We start from the raw sequence: 18,086 nt of genomic DNA on the forward strand, positions 1-18,086 counted from the left end.
CTAAGCACGAAGCCCCCCTCAAGATGAGATTTCCCATTACGCAAGTAAGTAAGATCCCTCAAAGACGATGAGGTAGATAGGTTCGGGGTGGAAGCGTGGCGACACGTGCAGCTGACGAATACTAATCGATCGAGGACTTAACCAAATTTGTTTAACGTAACAATGTCGTTTATCCAGTTTTGAGTGAACAAGCACTCTATTTATATGAGGGTTTCAAGATACAAGCAGTGCTAGGAAACGATTGAGAGAAGGAAGGAACGTACTAACGTACGTGACTAACTGAACGAATGAAGTTGACAACGCGATGCGCCGTATATTGAAAGCCGAATTAGTCTAGTGATGATGGCGAAGAGGTCACACCCGTTCCCATACCGAACACGGAAGTTAAGCTCTTCAGCGCCGATGGTAGTTGGGGGTCTCCCCCTGTGAGAGTAGGACGTCGCTGGGCACAAAGAAAAAGTCGTTACCGAGTTTATCGGTAGCGACTTTTTTGTTTTGAAAATAGTATCACTCAATCTTCCACATAAATCGTTATTTACTTGCTGTATTACAATTAAACAGACACAATATAAAATAACTACATGCATTTAGGAGGGGTCACGGTGGTAGTAATATTAGCAGTTGATGATGACATACATACACTTGAATTAATTTCACTATATTTATCTCAATCTGGGTACCGCGTTATTAAAGCTGTAAATGGAAAAGATGGATTAAACATATTGGAACGGGAACTACCAGATTTAGCAGTAATAGATGTTATGATGCCAGTTATGGACGGTCTTCAATTAACCAAGTTAATACGTGAACAATACAATATTCCTGTATTGCTCTTAACAGCAAAAGGAAAACTAGAAGATAAAGAAAAAGGCTATATTGCTGGATCAGATGATTATTTAGTAAAACCTTTTGAGCCAAAAGAATTATTATTTCGCATCCGTGCTATTTTAAGAAGATATGATAAAACAAGTGATGTTAACATCCGAATTGGTAATATGTTAATCAATCGGAAAAGCTTTGAGGTTCAGATTGGAGATGAGGTCTTAGTTTTACCCTTAAAAGAGTTTGAGCTACTTTCCAAGTTAGCTTCTATGCCAAACCAAGTCTTTACTAGAGACCAGTTAATTGAAACAATTTGGGGAATAGATTTTGAAGGAGACGAGCAGACATTAAGTGTTCATATTAAAAGGGTAAGAGAGAGATTATCAAAATCAGAGACGCAAATACAGATTAAGACCGTGCGTGGAGTTGGTTATAAGTTGGAGGAGTCTACATGATGAGAACTTTGTATAGCAAGTTCGTGTGGATGACACTGCTTATAATGTTTGCTAGTGGAACATTAGGATTTATGATAGTAAATACATATTATCATCATAATCTTAAGGAAAAAAATGATGAAAAAAACGTATTAGTAGCAAAATCAATTGTAAATAGTATAAATATGTCTAATAATAGTGAACTGGACTCTTTTCTCCAGTCAATAGGCAATACTGGGTATCAATTATACGTCGTTGGTGAAGACGGGCTAGAAAGAGCTTATGGAGGTAAATTTCGGGTCCAGAGGATTAATAAATCAATCGTTGACAGAGTTTTAAATGGAGAAACATACCACGGAATGAGAGAGTTCCCTAATGAAACCTTTATAACAGGTTACTTTTCTAATGAATTAACGAATACCGTTGGAGTTCCATTTACTTATGAGGGGAAAAATTACGCATTGTTTCAACGACCGAATATTAAATTCTTATTTAATGAAATTCACTTGTTATTAGGTGGATTAGTAGCAATAATGATTATTCTTAGTGTGATAGCTATGTTGATTGTTGCTAAGAAAATGATTAATCCGTTAACTAAATTGACGTTAGCAACAAATAAAATAGCTAACGAAGACTTTCAAGCAGAGTTATCGATCTATCAGCATGATGAAATAGGACAACTAGCAGATAGCTTTCGGAATATGGTTAAACAACTGGATGCGAGCGATCGATACAAAAAGGAGTTTATCTCCAGAGTATCACACGATTTTCAGACACCGCTATTGAATATACAAGGATATGCTCATTTGCTTGAAGGTGGAGAGCTAAGTGCAGCTGATCATTTAAAGTATGTAACGATTATTCAACAAGAGTCAAAACGGCTCTCTAATGTTATGAAGCAGTTATTAGTTCTTACTTCCTTTGACCAAGCAAATAGTCGAACCAAAAAAGAACCCTTTTCACTAGATAGGCAGTTAAAACAGGTCATTCAGAAATTTAGATGGCTACTAGATGAAAAAGAGATATCTATTAATATAAAGTTAAACCCAGTAAATGTATACGGTGACAGTGAAATGCTTGAGTATGTTTGGGAAAATCTACTTTCAAATGCTATAAAGTATAATCACTCTCAAGGAGAAATACAAATTGTTTTAGAAGAAAGTGAAGAAAATGTATGCGTGTCAATTCAGGACACAGGCAGTGGGAATAAAGATACTAATTATAACCAATGGACGGAAAGGTTTTATAGGGAAGACGAAGCTCGCTCCACGCAAATTGAGGGTAGTGGACTTGGCCTAGCAATTGTCCAGGAGGTTATCCAGTCACATCAAGGTATGCTTTCTTTTGAAAGCGTAGCTCCTCATGGAACTAGAGTAATCATTCGATTAAATAAGCTGTAATTATCTGTTCATCTTCTGTTCACTTTCAACTTGTATAGTACCTCTTATAAGGAAATACATAGGAGGTATAGTGATGAAAAATAAACGGAGCTGGCTAGTTATAATAGTCAGTTGGCTTATAGCGCTAGGATTACTTACACTCTTTGCTCCTTCTAGTAAAGAAGTGTCAAGTACATCAAAAAATTCAGGACTTCCAGATACTGCATTGTCTATTCAAGCAGATAAAGTTATGAAAGAAAACTCATCTAGTAAAGAAGGAATACCTTTAATAATCGTTTTTGATCGTAACAAGAATAATACTGAGGATGAAATTCAAAGCGTATTAGAATTAATGGAACAAAATTACTCAAGTATACCGAAGTTTTCTAAAATCCCAAAGGAGCAACGAAATTCTTTTGTGTCTGAAGATAAAAAAACATTCTTTGTACCATTAATTTTGGAAGGACAGCTAGAAAGCAAAGAGGTTCATAAAAAAGTAGAAGAAATAAAAAATAATGTATCTAACATTATTCCATCAGATTTTACTATTTATTATACAGGACCGGCTGGTATAGCAAGCGATACAATGGAGCTATTTTCACAGGCTGATGTAGTTTTACTACTAGCAACAGTAGGAATTATTTTTATCCTACTAATTATTATTTATCGCTCATTCATTCTTGCTATCATACCCTTAATTGGAGCAGGAATAGTGTATGGAGTAGTGGATAGAATTATTGGTCTTATTGGTAAGTTCACATCTATTACGATTGAAAACCAGGCACTGTCGATTATGATGATTTTGTTGTTTGCCGTGATAACCGATTATTCCCTCTTGCTATATGCAAGATATAAAGAAGAGCAGGACATGAGGGTTGCACTTGCTAAAACCAGAGAAACCATTCTTTTTAGTGGTGGAACCATTTTAGCGGGAGTTGCAACACTTGCTTTAGCCATATATGAACCATATCGTAATTTTGCACCAGTGTTCGCGATTGCAGTGATTATTATGCTAATTGCCGGACTTACTTTATTGCCAGCTTTGTTTGCAGTAGTAAAAATGACGAAAAACAAAGAAAAAACTACAAAAATTTGGGCAAATGCGGGAAATGTAAGTACAAAAAAACCATGGAGAGTAGCAATACCCATTTTGATACTGCTAGGGATTGGCACATGGCATGCAACAACAATCATCTACTCCTACGATCTACTGGCATCTTTCCCAGATGAGTTATCATCAAAAGAAGGTTTTACAAAACTTGGTGATGCATTTTCAGAAGGAGAAATAGCACCAACAACGATTCTCGTAAAATCCAAGGATGAAAAAGAAGTTGCAGCTATTCGAGAGTGGATAGAAGATAGATCACTTGTAAGTCAGGTACGTGCATCGCCTTCAGGAAGTGATCTATACACACAGTTCTCTATTATATTAAAAGCAAACCCTTATAGCCAGGAAGCTCTGGATGAAGTGGATATGATTAGAGATGAATTAAGAGATCAACAGGTTTTAGTAAGTGGAGAGACAGTGAAGCAAGTGGATATTCGTCATATTAATAATAGAGATACATTACTAGTAATGGGGTTAATGACAGTACTGATCGGATTAATGCTTGCTTTCCAAACTAGGTCGATGCGGGCATCATTGTTGATGATGTTCTCCATTTTATTGTCATTCGGAGCAGCTTTAGGATTATCTACATGGATTTTTGATGTGTTCCTCGGATATAAGTCCTTTAGTTATCGAATACCACTTTACACGTTTGTATTTTTAGTAGCACTAGGTGTAGATTATTCAATTATGTTAATGAGCAGATTGAAAGAAGAACGGAAAAAGCGTGATGAACTAGAAGCTATTGCGAAAGCTGTTGAAAAAACGGGAAGTGTTATTTCATCAGCAGGATTAATACTTGCGGCTACATTTGCCGTTTTAATATCGCAGCCAGTTATGGAGCTTAAAGTATTTGGTTTTGCTGTAGCAGTTGGTGTACTGTTGGATACATTTATCGTTCGACCATTATTATTACCAGCGTTATTAACAATTACAAAGAAAAGTAGGGGGAAATAAATATGCAAGAAAGATGGAGTATACGTTTTGTACGAGCAGGGGCATTATTTGGATTATTAGGAGCATACCTTGGTTCTCATATGGCGGGGGCGGGAACCTATGCACTACGCCCCATTCATGCACATATTTTACTGGTTGGCTGGTTGTCGTTATTTGTATATGGACTGTTTTATAAATTATATAAAGTGAAGTTCCCTAAACTTGTTGCGTTTCATGGATGGTCAGCTATAATTGGGGCTATTGGCTTAACACTTGGAATGTATCTTCAGTTTATACAACCGTTTAATATAAATGAAACATTGGCGTTAGTAGCATATATAATTGGAGGTTCAACGCTGTTACTAAGCTTCGCAGTATTCGTACTCGTGACATTTACAATCGAAAAATAACAATAAGCTGGAGGTTATGTATTAACCTTCAGCTTTTTGTTTTTTCGAATATCTGCATATGTTGGAATACACATTCCCAATAAAATGATGACTATTCCTACTACTTGTATTATAGAAAGAGCCTCACTTAACACGATGACTGATACGATAACAGCAACCGGCAACTCCATCGCACTTAATATAGAAGATACCGCGCCACCTACTTTAGGTACTGCAATTACAAAGAAGTAAATCGGGACAATAATACCTAATAACCCGAGGGCTAGTCCATAAAATAGGAGTGATTCAGTAAATAGTTTTCCATTCCAAATAATTTCTGGATTTTGGAATAAACCAATCATGAGCGCTGCGATAAAGGAAACAAATAATAGACGGGTTGTAGTATTCATCCCTTTGACTTGCTTCGTATTCACATTCATATTCAATGAGAAGGAAACAGCAGCAGCAAAACCGTAAACCCAGCCTCTCCAATCGATTCCACTTAAATCTACATCCAATACTCCAGCAGCTAAAATTGTCCCTACAAATAATATTACTAGAGAAATTTTTTCTGCTCTGGATGGAAATCTCTTTCTAATAATACAATCGATTAAGGTGCCAATCCATGTAAATTGGAATAGCATAACAACTGCAAGAGAGGCAGGCAAGTATATAAGTGACATACCATAAACAATTCCTGTAGTAGCTGTAAACACACCTGCTAACAAAATAATTTTAAACCCTCCATACAAACGAGGAAGTTTTCGTTGGGTAATGAGGTATAAAATTAAAGCTAATATAAATCCAACAATATATTGACTAGAAACCGCTTCAGAGGCTGTATAGCCATCTTGGATTGCTAGTTTAACCATAGTTGATAACGTCCCATAGCTGCTTGCAGCAAACACAACCATAAGAGGGTATATCCAAAATTTCATATAAGTTTCTCCTTTAATCTACGACTATGGTTTTCACCATATGATGAAAAGGCTCACCAATAATTGTCCAAGGACATAGGGTATCAAATCCTAGGCGATTATACAAGCGAATAGCAGCTTCTTTTTTAATCTCAACATTCAAGGCTAGTTTACCACCACCAGAATTCTTCACTAATTGTTCCGCATAGCTTAATAATTTAGTCCCGATTCCATGACCACGATATGTTGGGTCCACTACGACCGTGTCGATATACCATTCTCCGGGAGCGGTTTCGGGGTCTATTATTACTACTGTGCCTTTTTTGTTAGATAAATATGCTTCTAAGTTTGCATCTAGAGTAACTGCCTGTTCCGCGGAATAAAATACCATTACTCCTGCAACATGTCCGTTCAATTCAGCAATATACGTATATAAATAGGAATGTCGATTATCCGTACGTGTAAATAGTTGTCTAAACTCTTTAGTAATGGCAGCTTCTTCTGTTTCACCAGTCATTTGCATGGAGATGTCTCCGATGGCATCCATTATTAGAGGGATAGCTTCATTTGCATCTTTTTTGAGAGCTTTTCTGATTAAGATTTCCATTATTAATTCACCTTCCAACTGATTATTATAACATAATGATGATTGTTGAACTAAATAGCAGTCGAGGTAAAGTAAAAATATAAATATTAAAAAAATTAATTGAAACTTTTCTGTTCTATATGTAGTAGAATAGAAGAGAGAAAAAAAGGGGGAAGAACAATGGACTGGGATTCAATACCTTGGATGCTCATCTTACCTGTTATCATCATTCAACTATTATTAGTCATAGTTGCAGTGATTGATCTAGTTCGCGTGAAGTACACCAATGGGCCAAAGTGGATGTGGGCAATTATTATTATTTTTATCAATATTATTGGACCTATTATTTATTTTATCGTAGGGAGACGGAATGAATGAAAACATTACTACATGTGCATGGGTTAACAAAGGAATATGGGAATGAAATAGCAATAAATCAAATTACTTTTTCGCTTAACAAAAACACTGCTACAGCTTTGATAGGCCCAAATGGTGCAGGTAAGACTACTACGCTGTCTATCCTAGCAGGACTATTAAAGCAAACAAGTGGTTCAGTTGTCATTGACGGGGATTTGAAAGGTGACATTCGAAGAGAAATAGGCTTCCTGCCACAATATCCGCAATTTTATTCGTGGCTAACAGCACTTGAATTTACTGAAATGGTAGCAAAGCTAAGTGGAATAGAAGGCAAAATGGCCAAATCACAAGCAGAAAGAACGCTAGACTTTGTTGGTTTAGGAGATGCAAAGAATAAAAAAACAGGTACCTTTTCTGGAGGAATGAAGCAAAGGCTTGGATTAGCGCAAGCTATTGTGCATAAACCAGGATTGCTTTTGCTAGATGAACCTGTATCTGCTTTAGATCCCGTTGGTAGAAGAGAAATAATGAATCTTCTAAAAGAGTTACAGGAACATACGACTATTTTATATTCCACTCATATTTTGAATGATGCAGAGGAAATGACAGATCAGTTGCTGTTTTTAAGAAAGGGGCAACTAGTAGAACAAGGTTCATTGAAGGAAGTACGAGACAAGTATGCAAATCCTCTATTTAAAGTCATTTTTGCAGACACGGAAGAGGCAGCAAAGTTTGTCGAAATCTCTCCTTGGTCAGCTAGACAAGAAAATGAGGTTGTTTTTATACATCTTGAGGACAACAAGCCAATGATGAATGAAGTATTACAGGTACTTGCTAATAGCAATCTACGATTATCAAAGGTAGAGCGGGCTTCTGCCAGTTTAGAAGAAATCTTCATGCAGGTGGTGAATAAGGTTGAATAATTTCTTTATAATGTTTCGAAAAGAGTGGCGTGAAAATGTTCGTAACTTTAAGATTTTATGGATCCCTTTAGTGTTTATTTTATTTGGTATTTCTGAACCGTTGACTTATTACTATTTACCTCAAATTCTAAATGCGGTAGGAAATATACCGAGTGATATGGCGTTTCAGCTCCCAGAATACAAACCTGAACAAATAATCATGTCTACAATTGGTCAGTATCAATTTATTGGTTTGTTAATAGTAGCTTTTGGATTTGCTGGTATCATTGCTCGGGAACGCAAAAACGGGACGGGAATTATGTTATACGTAAGACCCATTTCTTATTTTGGATATGTGTTTAGTAAAGCAGCTATTATGAGCATCCTAATAATAGGAAGTGCATGTATTGGTCTTTTAGCGAATGTCTATTATACGTATATATTGTATGGAGCAGTAGATGGAGCTGCATTTATTGGGTTTTTAGGAACGTATAGTATTTGGTTGCTATTTGCTATTAGTGTTGTAATTTGCTCCAGTGCAGCTTTTTCTACGGGAGTAGCTTCGGTTATATCAATCTTCATACTAATAGTCGTACAATTGGTGGATAGTCTGCTAGGTACTTACTGGACCATTTCACCTTGGAAGCTACCAATGTATGCAGGACAAATCTTAAGTGGTAATTTAGACAAAGTGCCATTTTTCTGGAGTTTGAGTGTTACGTTAGTGTTAGTTGTGTTGTTAGTAATTGGTGCAGTTTATTTGGCCAAGCGAAATGTAGCAAAAGCAAAAATCTAGTTGAGAGGTGATTTAGTTGGTAGCACGTAATTCGGATCGATTTACCGTTTCCTACAACCGAATAGATCAATTGATGAAGGATCTTATTGGTACGAATGAACATATGGCATTTTTTCGATTAATTGATTTTGCTAAAAAGAAAAATGCAGTTATTAGAAGATATGAAGCAGATTTAAGAGAGTATGGCGATTTGAGAAATGCTATAGTACATCACCGTACATCTATAGAATTTGCCATTGCTGAACCCCATGATGATGTTGTGGCGAAAATGGAGGAAATTGAAGGTGCCTTAGCTAAACCCATTACCGTAGCTCAAATGTTCCGGACAAATGTGACAACCTTTCAAGAAACGGACTCACTAAGCTATGCCTTAAAGGTGATTAAAGATAAAAAGTACAATCAATTTCCCGTATATAAGGGGAAATCCTTTAAAGGACTTATCTCTCCAGTAGGTATTACTATGTGGATGGCGAGTAAAGTGGATTCTGAATCCTTTTCGAGAAAAAAAACGGTGTTATCAGAAATACTAGCACATGAAAGTAATAGAAATAATCATCAGTTTATACATGCACAGGCCTCTGTTTTTGAAGCTGTAGAAATATTTAAGTCATCTGTAATACGGGGAAGACGGTTAGAAGCACTTCTAATCACGGAGGATGGAAAAGAAAGTGATAAATTAATTGGAATTGTAACTCCTATTAGTTTACTGAAGGTAGAATAATTTCGTAAGGTAGTCTTTTTCTTGGAATCTGTCATAATATTAAGATGGGCACTAAAATGTCTATGAAAGTCGAAAAGGAGGGATATGATGGAATCATTAGAAAAGGCTCAAGAACACAGATATGATACCCATGAAAAGAATGCGAAAGATATGACAGTTGGGGAATGGCTGATTACAATGCTTATAATGGTCATTCCAATCGTCAATATTGTCATGTTATTCATCTGGGGATTTGGAAATCCCGATCCAAGACGTAATTATGCCCGTGCTTCTCTTATTTGGATGGCTATTTGTATCGTACTTATGATTATTTTTTATGGAGCAGTATTTGCATTTATTTTTTCTATGAATACTTATTAATTATTTCCTGGGAAATAACATAGTTCGACAAAAGAGTGTTCCTTTGTAAAAGAAGGAATACTCTTTTTGATGTTATAATTAGAAAAGCCTAAGCGCTTATGCAAGCCCTGAAAAGTGCAACCATCTATGATAACCCTAAAATGCAAAGTTAAAAAAATAGAAAACTGGAGGTAGGATAGATGAAAATAGCCCTCTTTGGAGCAACCGGACGTGTGGGACATGCTATTCTCACGTTACTACTAGAACAAGGTATAAAAGTTAATGCATTGATAAGAAACCCTGAAAAATTGCAACCCAAGGATGGTCTAACCGTCCTACAAGGAGATGCAAGAAATTCTTCGGATATAGTAGCAACGTTATCGGAAGTAGATGCTGTTATAAGTGCACTTGACACAGATAAAACAACGGTATTAACAGAGTCAATCACACATATAATTTCCAATATGCAAAAGCAACAGGTAAAGCGAATTATAACGATTGGTACTGCAGGTATATTGGATAGTAGAGCAGAGCCCGGAATTCTTCGATATCAATCATCCGAATCTAAGCGGAAATCTACAAAGGCTGCGCAGGAGCACCATAAAGTGTATGACTTGTTAAGAGATACTTTACTAGATTGGACTATTGTTTGCCCGACCTATTTACCAACAGGAGCTTCGACAGCTGAATATACTGTTTTGCGCAATAAGTTACCAGAGGGTGCGGTGCAAACGACAACAGGGGATACTGCTATGTTCACTGTAAATGAGTTATTGAACAAGGAGCATATTGGTTACCGAGTAGGAATCATGAGTCCATTATTAGGAGAAAATTAAATGAAAAAATTATTATTATTTATCGTAGCGATCATCCTGTTGCTATTCATAAGTAATAGTTGGATTCAAACGACTAAAATTACTGTGGAATCGGATAGAATTCCTACTAGCTTCAATGGGTTAAAAATCCTGCAAATTTCGGACTTACATGATGCAACCTTCGGAGACAAGCAAGAAAAATTAGTAAAAAAAATACAAAAATCAAACCCGGATCTTATTTTTATCACGGGTGATTTGATTGATAGTAACCGTTATAATTTAGACCAAAGCTTAGAATTAGTAAGAAATATTGTGGATATAGCCTCCACTTACTATGTAACGGGAAACCATGAAATTGCTACTAATGACATCGATAACATAAAGACCTCTTTAATAGATTTAGGGGTAAAGGTACTTTCGAATGAAGAACAAATAATAGAGCATAATGGAGATGAAATTCGAATTATTGGTATTGAGGATCCTCTAAATGGAATTTCGGTAAATGAGGCTTTGCGTGAATTTGAGGAAAATGATCTGTTTACCCTAGTGCTTTCCCATCGACCTGAGACTTTTCAAGACTACATAGATTATAAAATGGATGTTGTTTTTTCAGGACATGCACATGGAGGTCAGTTTCGAATTCCTGGTCTCGGTGGTCTTGTAGCACCTGGACAGGGTCTATTTCCTCGCTATACAGCAGGAATGTACACGGAAAATACTACGCACATGATTGTGAGTAGGGGGTTAGGAAATAGCGTGATTCCTGTAAGGGTATTAAATTCACCGGAGATTGTCCTTGTAACGTTAAAAACCTTATAAATGAAAGGACCACTGACTAAAAAATATAGTCAGCGGTCCTATTTTAAAAAAGTATCTATTTTTTTATCAACATCTGATTGTCCTTAGTTACTGCGTGCATATTAACGTTCGTCTTTTCGGTCGTAGCGATCTTTTAACTCGCCGACTTCTTCTTGAACTTCACCCTTTAATTTATCGAATTTACCTTCTGCTTGTAATTTGTGATCGTCGGTAGCATTACCGAATTGATCTTTTGCTTCACCTTTTGTTTTGTTCACGGCACCTTTAACTTTGTCAGATAATCCACTCATGTGTATTCCTCCTCCAATTTTTAACTCTACTATTTATTTACCCCAGAGGGTGAAGTCTAAACTTATTCTATTATTTCAAATTCTTTCAGCATAGCATAGAATCTAGCACCATGACCTTCTGCAGCTTCTAAAAAGTATTTCTCCGTAATAACAAAGCTTCCTCCATTTAGGTTGTCAACAACATATACATTCGTTACAGGGCTATCCCATTCCGAACCACTAATACCATGTAATTTATAACCGTTTACTGGTTCCGTAACAGTTTCTGTTGCTGTTACCTTTGTATATTCAGAAGCAAGCTCTGTTTCTAAAGTAGAAACCATATCCTCTGGAGTAACATTCTTAAACTGTTTGATTTCCATTGAAACTTCAGGATATCTTTCTTCCAAAGGCTCTTTTGTTGTTATAATATCCGATTCTACCCCGTTCAACAGCTTATACCGCTCTTCATCTATATAAATAATATACTCGGAATCTTTACCTTCCTGCAGGTTTACGTTAGTTTCCTCCTCATTGCCTTCGATACTTTGCGTAATTTCCTTTTCCAGAACGAACAAATCCTTTATTTGTTTAATAAAAGCACTACCTGTTTCTGTTTGTGTACTAAATAGAATCATCAATCCGGCAGCTGCAGCAATAACAATTGGAATTACCTTCGATTTTTTTTTCACTTTCTTCGCTCTTCTGCTTTTCGTATGAAATAGCTCTTGATCTATATGATTCCATATATCATTTTTTAATATAGAAGGGGTTTCCTCCGTATGATCTAAAATTTCCTTCTTTAATCTGTCGTCTAATTGGTCCATTATTAATTTCCCTCCATTTCCATCATCTCTAATTGAGTCTTTAATAAGTTCCGCCCATTAAAAAGTCTGGATTTCACCGTGTTCTGATTCAAATCTAAAATATTGGCGATTTCTTTTTCAGAAAAACCTTTTATATATTTGAGTAAAATAGGAATGCGATATAAGTCAGCCATATTTTGAAGCATGCTATATAAGTCGGACAAATTTTCTTTCGAATGCTCTGTCAGTTGTGTGTTATTTTCTATTGTAGAAGTATCCAAGGGGGTACTTTTCTTCTCTTTAGTTAAAATACGATAACACTCATTTACTAAAATACGATAAAACCATGCATCAAATGATAAAGTGGAATTATAGGAAGATATATTGCGGAAAACTCTTATAAAGGTCTCTTGCACTGCATCTTTTGCATGCTCATCATTTCTTGTAATAGCTTTTGCTGTTCGAATCGCATAATTTTCATACGTATCGTAAAACTGTTTAAAAGCATCACGACTACCATTTCTAATTTCTCCTAAGATGTCATCATTCATGTGCACTTTTTCACTCCTTTCACTATATATACCCTGCAAGCTGTGAAAAAGTTTAGTCAAAAATAAAAAAAGCTCAAAGCAATTAGCTCTAAGCTTTTAAAATTATTATTTAAACCATCCTTTTTCTTTAAACCTAGAAATAGCCTCAATTCGATTTCCAACGTCTAGTTTATCTAAAATGACCGAGATATAGTTGCGGACAGTACCTGTTGTGATAAATAGCTCACTAGCAATCTCTTTTGTATTTTTTCCATTTGCGATTAGCTCTAGAACCTGACTTTCACGTTCTGTAAGTGGATTTTCCTCTTCGTAAGCCATGTCAACCAGTTCGGGGGCGTATATACGTCGACCATCCATGATGACCCGAATTGAATTAGCTAGCTCCTCACTAGGGCTATCCTTTAATAAGTATCCATTAACGCCAGCTTTACGTGCACGTTCGAAATACCCTGACCTAGCAAATGTGGTCAATATGATTACCTTACAATTACTTTCTTTGAGTTCTTCTGCGGCATCCAGCCCAGTTTTGATAGGCATCTCAATATCCATAATACAAACGTCTGGTTGCAATTGTTCAATCAGTTTCAATACTTCTTCTCCATTATTGGCTTTCCCGACAACTTCCATATCCTCTTCCAAATCGAGTAGTGAGCCTAGAGCACCTAGCACCATTCGTTGATCTTCTGCAATGACAATTCGTATCATGTCTATTCCTCCTGACTGGGTTGTTGTATAACATTAGGGATTCGTATATTCAATGTTGTTCCATTTTCCGAATGAATTTCTAGTGTTCCATTTACAAATTCTAATCTTTCTTTAATGCCGCGTAGGCCATGTCCTTTAGACCAATTTACTCTCTCTCCCAACCCTTTGCCGTTGTCGTACACTTTTAGCAATGTTTCTTTTGCCGATTGTTTAATAGAAATGGAGCAGGTAGAAGCACCACTATGCTTCACTACATTATTTATCGCTTCTTTTAAACACATACTGAGTACATTTTCTACAAGCAATGGCGTGTTCACTAATTTTGGTGTGCCACTAACGGTGCACTTTATCTGAGCGGCTTTCAGAATTTGATTGATTCGGAATAGTTCATCCTCTAGTTTTGTTCCACGCATATTTGTTACGAGTTCTCGAACCTCTTTTAATACTGACCGTGCTGTTTGGTTAATATCCAATATCTCTGTTTTAGCTGCCTGTGGATTTTTCTCGATCAATCGGCTCGCTAAATCACTTTTTAGTCCTATTAGTGAGAGCTTTTGTCCAAGTGTGTCATGTAAATCTCTTGCAATTCGTTCTCTTTCCTCAATTATAATATACTGAGAAATTTTCATTTGTGCTTCTTCTAATTGATCTTCTAACGCCTCACGCTGATTTCGGGTATATGTATTAAAGGGCAATAAAATAACCCCTATCAAACAAATGATAAGAAATGGTAGGTGGGAGAGGAATAATTCGGTTTGGATGAAAAATCCTATAGCAACGGCAGCAATAGTAACTACTAAATGAATACTATAAATTACAAAGAAGCCCACTCGTCTTTTTATATTCCCGATTAAAAAGGATAAGAAGATGGAAAAATAGATGTAACCGTATAAATAAGTCATCCAAACACTTATCGAAATTTCTAAAGCAACGGAGATATATAATAACCAACCTTTAGCTGAAAAAGAAAGTCGGTATGCGATAAAAAAAAGTAATGTTAGTGCTAATCCTATAACAATCTCTATAGGAGCTGTGGATCTAAATATAAAAAAGAATGGAAAAATGCAAAAAACAATCCAAGCATAAATACTTAGCCAAGGATATTTGGGGAATATTTGATACCATTTGGACATCTTCTTCACCTCTTAGTGATACACTTTCACTCATTATAATGCAAAAACCATTCCTAAGTAATTACTGGAATGGTTTTTACACAAATTTTACTTACTTTCAAAGGATGAATTTTTTGAATTTACATTTACAGTTTGCTTAGCGTTCTTTAATAAGTGTTTAATTTCTTTGAAGTTCACAAAGCTTTTATTATCTTCATCGAATAATCGGAAATGGATAGACTCTAAGCTCTTACGCAAGTTAATCGTCGTAGCCTTGTGTAAAGGTGGTGTTGAATCATGAGCTTTTTCTAAGTTATAGTTAGGAACCCTTGGACTTAGATGGTGCACATGGTGGAATCCGATATTTCCAGTTACCCATTGTAAAACCCGAGGTAACTTGTAATAAGAGCTTCCTTCTATAGCAGCTTTTACATAATCCCATTCAGATTCATCTTCAAAATAGGAATCCTCAAATTGATGTTGAACGTAAAATAACCAAATTCCTAAAGCACCTGCAACGAACAGAATAGTACCTTGAATGATCGCAAATGCTTGCCATCCGATTAACCAGATCATCAATGCATAAATAACAATTACAGAAATATTGATTAAATACGTATTGTTACGTTCTTTTCCAGGGGCACCCTTACGGTTAATCCGATTGCTTACTAAGAACAGTAACGCAGGTCCTAAACCGAACATCACGATCGGATTTCTATAGAGACGATAAGAAAGTCGTTTCATAGGTGATGCTTCAATATATTCTTCGACGGTCATCATCCAAATGTCGCCGACTCCACGTTTGTCTAAATTTCCACTAGTAGCATGGTGAATATTATGCTCGCGTTTCCATTTTTCATAAGCGAAGAGCGTAATGATTCCAGTAATAGTACCGGTAATGTTATTTGCTTTTTTATTTTTAAAGAAAGATCCATGTGTACAATCATGAAAGATAATGAAAATACGAATGACAAATCCAGCTGCGATAACAGACAAAGCCACGGTTAGCCAAATAGATACATCTAAACTTTTATATGCTAAAAACCATAGAATAAAAAATGGTGGGATAGTGTTGATTAGTTGAACAATACTTTTTTTAAGTTCGGAGTTTTCAAAGGGTTTTACATTTTTACGTAATGCGAGTGTTTTTTCTCTGCTCATTATATTCCTCCTGTTGTGAATTATTATCTTAATAATAATAAAAATCACAAATTAGGAGTAGGCATAAACGTCAAGTCATAAGTATGACAAGTGTCATATAGGACATATAGGTTACATTTTTTAAAAATAAGAAAAACCGAGCAAAAACACCCCGGTTCTTTAAGAATAAAACGCAGATATTCCGTTGATTGTAGCTCCGGTCGGACGCTTCCGTGGGTCAGGCAGGAGTCACCGACCTGCGCTACAATCAGCAAAACAACTTTATATTCGCGAAAAGTTTGGCTAAATCTTTTAATGTACTATTACATATTTAGGGATTGTAGTGCAAGGTGGCGACTTCGGCGGGAAGAGTGAGACAGATATAATAACACTCACGACGCGGTAGCGACGGTGATAGCTCATCGCTCACCCAGCTAAAAGCGCTTCCACCTGAAACGGAAACCATAGGATTATTTATTCTTGCTAGTCCCTTGAACATAGTGCTCACGAGACATTTTTATATATTTTCTTATCATTAAAAAAACTGACCGAAAAATCGGTCAGCTGCTAAATCTTTCTATTTAACGATCTTTTTTCAACAAACGTAATGTTTCATCGAATTCTTTTTCAATCTCCGCATTCGGTTTGTATGTCATTAAGCTGACTACAACAGCGACGATCAACGCAATTACAAAACCAGGGACGATTTCATATAATGCTCCTGAAAGTGTATCATTTGTGCCCCAGATTACTACTACTACAGCACCAGCGATCATACTTGCTAATGCCCCAGCTGAAGTGATTTTTCTCCAGTAAAGTGTAAGTAAGATAACTGGACCAAATGCTGCACCGAAGCCTGCCCATGCAAATGCGACAAGACCTAAGATTGTTTCATTTTGTTCCCAAGCAAGGATTGCAGCGGCAATGGAAACTACTAATACAGCGATTCGACCATAATTCACATACGTTTTATCGGATGCATCTGTTTTAATAACTGCTTTGTATAAATCTTCTATTAATGCTGAAGATGTAACGATTAATTGAGATGAAATTGTACTCATAATAGCCGCTAATACAGCTGCTAATATTAAACCAGCAATAAATGGATGGAAAACAACTTGCCCTAGTACAATGAATACTGCCTCAGGACTTGATAGTGTTACGTCAGGATTTTGTTGGAAGTAAGCAACTCCAACTAGTGCAGTAGTAATTGCACCAAGAAGACTTAAAATCATCCAGCCAATACCGATTCTGCGGGCTTGTTTAGTTTCTTTAACCGAACTAATTGCCATAAAGCGAACGATAATATGTGGCTGACCAAAATAACCAAGTCCCCAAGCTATAGAGGAAATAATGCCTGCAGCTGTTGTCCCAGCTATTAGGCTTAAATGAGTAGGGTTTACAGCTTTAATCGATTCCACTGTTTCACCAATTCCACCAGTCATAAATACACCAAAGATCGGTACACATATTAAAGCAAGGAACATAAGTAACCCTTGAAGGAAATCAGTATAACTAACTGCAAGGAATCCTCCAAATAATGTATAAGCTACCACTACGGCTGATACGACTAAAAGTCCTGTATGATAGTCTAAACCGAATGAGCTCTCAAAGAAAACTCCTCCTGCTACCATTCCAGAGGATACATAAAACGTGAAAAATAGTAAAATGATTAAACCAGATGCAATACGTAATAATCGAGATGATTGCTTTAAACGGCTTTCTAAATAACTAGGAATCGTAATAGAATCGTTTGATACTTGCGTGTATACACGAAGTCTTGGTGCTACATAAAGCCAGTTTAAATATGCACCAATTGTAAGACCAATTGCAATCCAAGCTTCACCCATACCTGATAAATAAATTGCGCCTGGTAATCCCATTAGTAACCAACCAGACATATCCGCAGCTCCAGCACTAAGTGCAGTGACTGCAGGACCTAGTGAGCGTCCACCGAGCATGTAATCCGTTAAATTGACGGTTTTTCTGTAAGAGTACCATCCAATTGCTAACATAGCGATTATATAAATAATAATGGCTATAAGTTGATAAGTTTGATCTGACATAAAACATCCTCCTCCCACTTGATATAATAACATGGTAAGTATTAAGGCGCATCAAATATTTTTCAATACCCATAATTTACTATTATTTTAGAATAATTAAAAAAAGTATATTAAAAG

20 protein-coding genes and 2 rRNA genes are annotated in these 18,086 nt (G+C 36.3%); 13 read left to right on the plus strand and 9 right to left on the minus strand.

Features of this window, described 5'->3' with window-relative positions:
* The 6 genes from ACIQX2_RS04655 to ACIQX2_RS04680 all read left to right on the plus strand — a co-directional run.
* Nucleotides 1-145, plus strand: a 23S ribosomal RNA gene (locus tag ACIQX2_RS04655); the annotation flags it as partial.
* 187 nt (nucleotides 146-332) lie between these two features.
* A 5S ribosomal RNA gene (gene rrf / locus ACIQX2_RS04660) occupies nucleotides 333-448 on the plus strand.
* A 154-nt stretch (nucleotides 449-602) separates the two neighbouring features.
* A complete protein-coding gene (locus tag ACIQX2_RS04665) occupies nucleotides 603-1,277 on the plus strand; it encodes a response regulator transcription factor (RefSeq protein ID WP_402847494.1) in 675 nt (224 codons plus the stop codon).
* Complete coding sequence (locus tag ACIQX2_RS04670; RefSeq protein WP_402847495.1) at nucleotides 1,274-2,656, plus strand: sensor histidine kinase; 1,383 nt, start codon at nucleotides 1,274-1,276, stop codon at nucleotides 2,654-2,656. The genes ACIQX2_RS04665 and ACIQX2_RS04670 overlap by 4 nt, the downstream gene beginning before the upstream one ends.
* A 73-nt stretch (nucleotides 2,657-2,729) precedes the next feature.
* On the plus strand, nucleotides 2,730-4,700 hold the full coding sequence (locus tag ACIQX2_RS04675) for an MMPL family transporter (RefSeq protein WP_402847496.1): 1,971 nt from the start codon (nucleotides 2,730-2,732) through the stop codon (nucleotides 4,698-4,700).
* A 2-nt stretch (nucleotides 4,701-4,702) separates the two neighbouring features.
* Entirely contained in the window at nucleotides 4,703-5,089 is a 387-nt protein-coding gene (locus ACIQX2_RS04680) for a hypothetical protein (RefSeq protein WP_402847497.1), read from the plus strand.
* Between the two features lie 14 nt (nucleotides 5,090-5,103).
* Here the strand turns inward: ACIQX2_RS04680 and ACIQX2_RS04685 are convergent, their stop codons facing one another.
* Both ACIQX2_RS04685 and ACIQX2_RS04690 read right to left on the minus strand, forming a co-directional pair.
* Nucleotides 5,104-6,006 carry an EamA family transporter gene (locus tag ACIQX2_RS04685; protein WP_402847498.1) on the minus strand — a complete coding sequence of 301 codons (903 nt, stop codon included), beginning with the start codon at nucleotides 6,004-6,006 and terminating at the stop codon, nucleotides 5,104-5,106.
* Between the two features lie 13 nt (nucleotides 6,007-6,019).
* Complete coding sequence (locus ACIQX2_RS04690) at nucleotides 6,020-6,592, minus strand: GNAT family N-acetyltransferase (RefSeq protein WP_402847499.1); 573 nt, start codon at nucleotides 6,590-6,592, stop codon at nucleotides 6,020-6,022.
* Between the two features lie 159 nt (nucleotides 6,593-6,751).
* On the opposite strand from ACIQX2_RS04690, the gene ACIQX2_RS04695 reads away from it, so the two are divergent.
* The 7 genes from ACIQX2_RS04695 to ACIQX2_RS04725 all read left to right on the plus strand — a co-directional run bounded on the left by ACIQX2_RS04695 (nucleotide 6,752) and on the right by ACIQX2_RS04725 (nucleotide 11,320).
* Nucleotides 6,752-6,949: a PLDc N-terminal domain-containing protein gene (locus ACIQX2_RS04695; RefSeq protein ID WP_402847500.1), complete on the plus strand. Its 198-nt coding sequence runs from the start codon at nucleotides 6,752-6,754 to the stop codon at nucleotides 6,947-6,949.
* The gene (locus tag ACIQX2_RS04700; RefSeq protein WP_402847501.1) at nucleotides 6,946-7,851 is read left to right on the plus strand and encodes an ABC transporter ATP-binding protein; all 906 of its coding nucleotides are present in this window, start codon (nucleotides 6,946-6,948) and stop codon (nucleotides 7,849-7,851) included. Before ACIQX2_RS04695 ends, ACIQX2_RS04700 begins: the two co-directional genes overlap by 4 nt.
* The gene (locus tag ACIQX2_RS04705) at nucleotides 7,844-8,626 is read left to right on the plus strand and encodes an ABC transporter permease (protein ID WP_402847502.1); all 783 of its coding nucleotides are present in this window, start codon (nucleotides 7,844-7,846) and stop codon (nucleotides 8,624-8,626) included. The genes ACIQX2_RS04700 and ACIQX2_RS04705 overlap by 8 nt, the downstream gene beginning before the upstream one ends.
* A 16-nt stretch (nucleotides 8,627-8,642) precedes the next feature.
* The gene (locus ACIQX2_RS04710; protein WP_402847503.1) at nucleotides 8,643-9,347 is read left to right on the plus strand and encodes a CBS domain-containing protein; all 705 of its coding nucleotides are present in this window, start codon (nucleotides 8,643-8,645) and stop codon (nucleotides 9,345-9,347) included.
* A gap of 87 nt (nucleotides 9,348-9,434) precedes the next feature.
* Nucleotides 9,435-9,707: a hypothetical protein gene (locus ACIQX2_RS04715; protein WP_402847504.1), complete on the plus strand. Its 273-nt coding sequence runs from the start codon at nucleotides 9,435-9,437 to the stop codon at nucleotides 9,705-9,707.
* A 179-nt stretch (nucleotides 9,708-9,886) separates the two neighbouring features.
* Nucleotides 9,887-10,522 carry an NAD(P)-dependent oxidoreductase gene (locus tag ACIQX2_RS04720; RefSeq protein ID WP_402847505.1) on the plus strand — a complete coding sequence of 212 codons (636 nt, stop codon included), beginning with the start codon at nucleotides 9,887-9,889 and terminating at the stop codon, nucleotides 10,520-10,522.
* A complete protein-coding gene (locus ACIQX2_RS04725; protein ID WP_402847506.1) occupies nucleotides 10,523-11,320 on the plus strand; it encodes a metallophosphoesterase in 798 nt (265 codons plus the stop codon). It begins immediately after the preceding gene.
* Nucleotides 11,321-11,421: 101 nt separating this feature from the next.
* On the opposite strand, the gene ACIQX2_RS04730 is transcribed toward ACIQX2_RS04725, so the two are convergent.
* The 7 genes from ACIQX2_RS04730 to putP all read right to left on the minus strand — a co-directional run bounded on the left by ACIQX2_RS04730 (nucleotide 11,422) and on the right by putP (nucleotide 17,969).
* Nucleotides 11,422-11,610, minus strand: a complete 189-nt coding sequence (locus ACIQX2_RS04730) for a CsbD family protein (protein ID WP_402847507.1) — start codon at nucleotides 11,608-11,610, stop codon at nucleotides 11,422-11,424.
* Nucleotides 11,611-11,672: 62 nt separating this feature from the next.
* Nucleotides 11,673-12,416, minus strand: a complete 744-nt coding sequence (locus ACIQX2_RS04735; RefSeq protein ID WP_402847508.1) for a hypothetical protein — start codon at nucleotides 12,414-12,416, stop codon at nucleotides 11,673-11,675.
* Nucleotides 12,417-12,418: 2 nt separating this feature from the next.
* On the minus strand, nucleotides 12,419-12,946 hold the full coding sequence (locus ACIQX2_RS04740) for an RNA polymerase sigma factor (RefSeq protein WP_402849071.1): 528 nt from the start codon (nucleotides 12,944-12,946) through the stop codon (nucleotides 12,419-12,421).
* 105 nt (nucleotides 12,947-13,051) lie between these two features.
* On the minus strand, nucleotides 13,052-13,651 hold the full coding sequence (locus ACIQX2_RS04745) for a response regulator (protein ID WP_402847509.1): 600 nt from the start codon (nucleotides 13,649-13,651) through the stop codon (nucleotides 13,052-13,054).
* Nucleotides 13,652-13,653: 2 nt separating this feature from the next.
* Entirely contained in the window at nucleotides 13,654-14,784 is a 1,131-nt protein-coding gene (locus ACIQX2_RS04750; protein WP_402847510.1) for an ATP-binding protein, read from the minus strand.
* Between the two features lie 87 nt (nucleotides 14,785-14,871).
* The gene (gene desA / locus ACIQX2_RS04755) at nucleotides 14,872-15,924 is read right to left on the minus strand and encodes a Delta(5) desaturase DesA (RefSeq protein WP_402847511.1); all 1,053 of its coding nucleotides are present in this window, start codon (nucleotides 15,922-15,924) and stop codon (nucleotides 14,872-14,874) included.
* Between the two features lie 560 nt (nucleotides 15,925-16,484).
* A complete protein-coding gene (gene putP, locus ACIQX2_RS04760; RefSeq protein ID WP_402847512.1) occupies nucleotides 16,485-17,969 on the minus strand; it encodes a sodium/proline symporter PutP in 1,485 nt (494 codons plus the stop codon).
* Nucleotides 17,970-18,086: the final 117 nt, after the last annotated feature.

Origin of the sequence: Psychrobacillus sp. NPDC096623, assembly GCF_044762655.1 — a bacterium.
Classification (GTDB): domain Bacteria; phylum Bacillota; class Bacilli; order Bacillales_A; family Planococcaceae; genus Psychrobacillus.

Coding starts and splice junctions, on each gene's coding strand:
- ACIQX2_RS04670 (WP_402847495.1), top strand. CDS start 1,274: ATGATGAGAACTTTGTATAGCAAGTTCGTGTGGATGACACTGCTTATA.
- ACIQX2_RS04675 (WP_402847496.1), top strand. CDS start 2,730: ATGAAAAATAAACGGAGCTGGCTAGTTATAATAGTCAGTTGGCTTATA.
- ACIQX2_RS04680 (WP_402847497.1), top strand. CDS start 4,703: ATGCAAGAAAGATGGAGTATACGTTTTGTACGAGCAGGGGCATTATTT.
- ACIQX2_RS04685 (WP_402847498.1), bottom strand. CDS start 6,006: ATGAAATTTTGGATATACCCTCTTATGGTTGTGTTTGCTGCAAGCAGC.
- ACIQX2_RS04690 (WP_402847499.1), bottom strand. CDS start 6,592: ATGGAAATCTTAATCAGAAAAGCTCTCAAAAAAGATGCAAATGAAGCT.
- ACIQX2_RS04695 (WP_402847500.1), top strand. CDS start 6,752: ATGGACTGGGATTCAATACCTTGGATGCTCATCTTACCTGTTATCATC.
- ACIQX2_RS04700 (WP_402847501.1), top strand. CDS start 6,946: ATGAAAACATTACTACATGTGCATGGGTTAACAAAGGAATATGGGAAT.
- ACIQX2_RS04715 (WP_402847504.1), top strand. CDS start 9,435: ATGGAATCATTAGAAAAGGCTCAAGAACACAGATATGATACCCATGAA.
- ACIQX2_RS04720 (WP_402847505.1), top strand. CDS start 9,887: ATGAAAATAGCCCTCTTTGGAGCAACCGGACGTGTGGGACATGCTATT.
- ACIQX2_RS04725 (WP_402847506.1), top strand. CDS start 10,523: ATGAAAAAATTATTATTATTTATCGTAGCGATCATCCTGTTGCTATTC.
- ACIQX2_RS04730 (WP_402847507.1), bottom strand. CDS start 11,610: ATGAGTGGATTATCTGACAAAGTTAAAGGTGCCGTGAACAAAACAAAA.
- ACIQX2_RS04735 (WP_402847508.1), bottom strand. CDS start 12,416: ATGGACCAATTAGACGACAGATTAAAGAAGGAAATTTTAGATCATACG.
- ACIQX2_RS04740 (WP_402849071.1), bottom strand. CDS start 12,946: ATGAATGATGACATCTTAGGAGAAATTAGAAATGGTAGTCGTGATGCT.
- ACIQX2_RS04745 (WP_402847509.1), bottom strand. CDS start 13,651: ATGATACGAATTGTCATTGCAGAAGATCAACGAATGGTGCTAGGTGCT.
- ACIQX2_RS04750 (WP_402847510.1), bottom strand. CDS start 14,784: ATGTCCAAATGGTATCAAATATTCCCCAAATATCCTTGGCTAAGTATT.
- desA (WP_402847511.1), bottom strand. CDS start 15,924: ATGAGCAGAGAAAAAACACTCGCATTACGTAAAAATGTAAAACCCTTT.
- putP (WP_402847512.1), bottom strand. CDS start 17,969: ATGTCAGATCAAACTTATCAACTTATAGCCATTATTATTTATATAATC.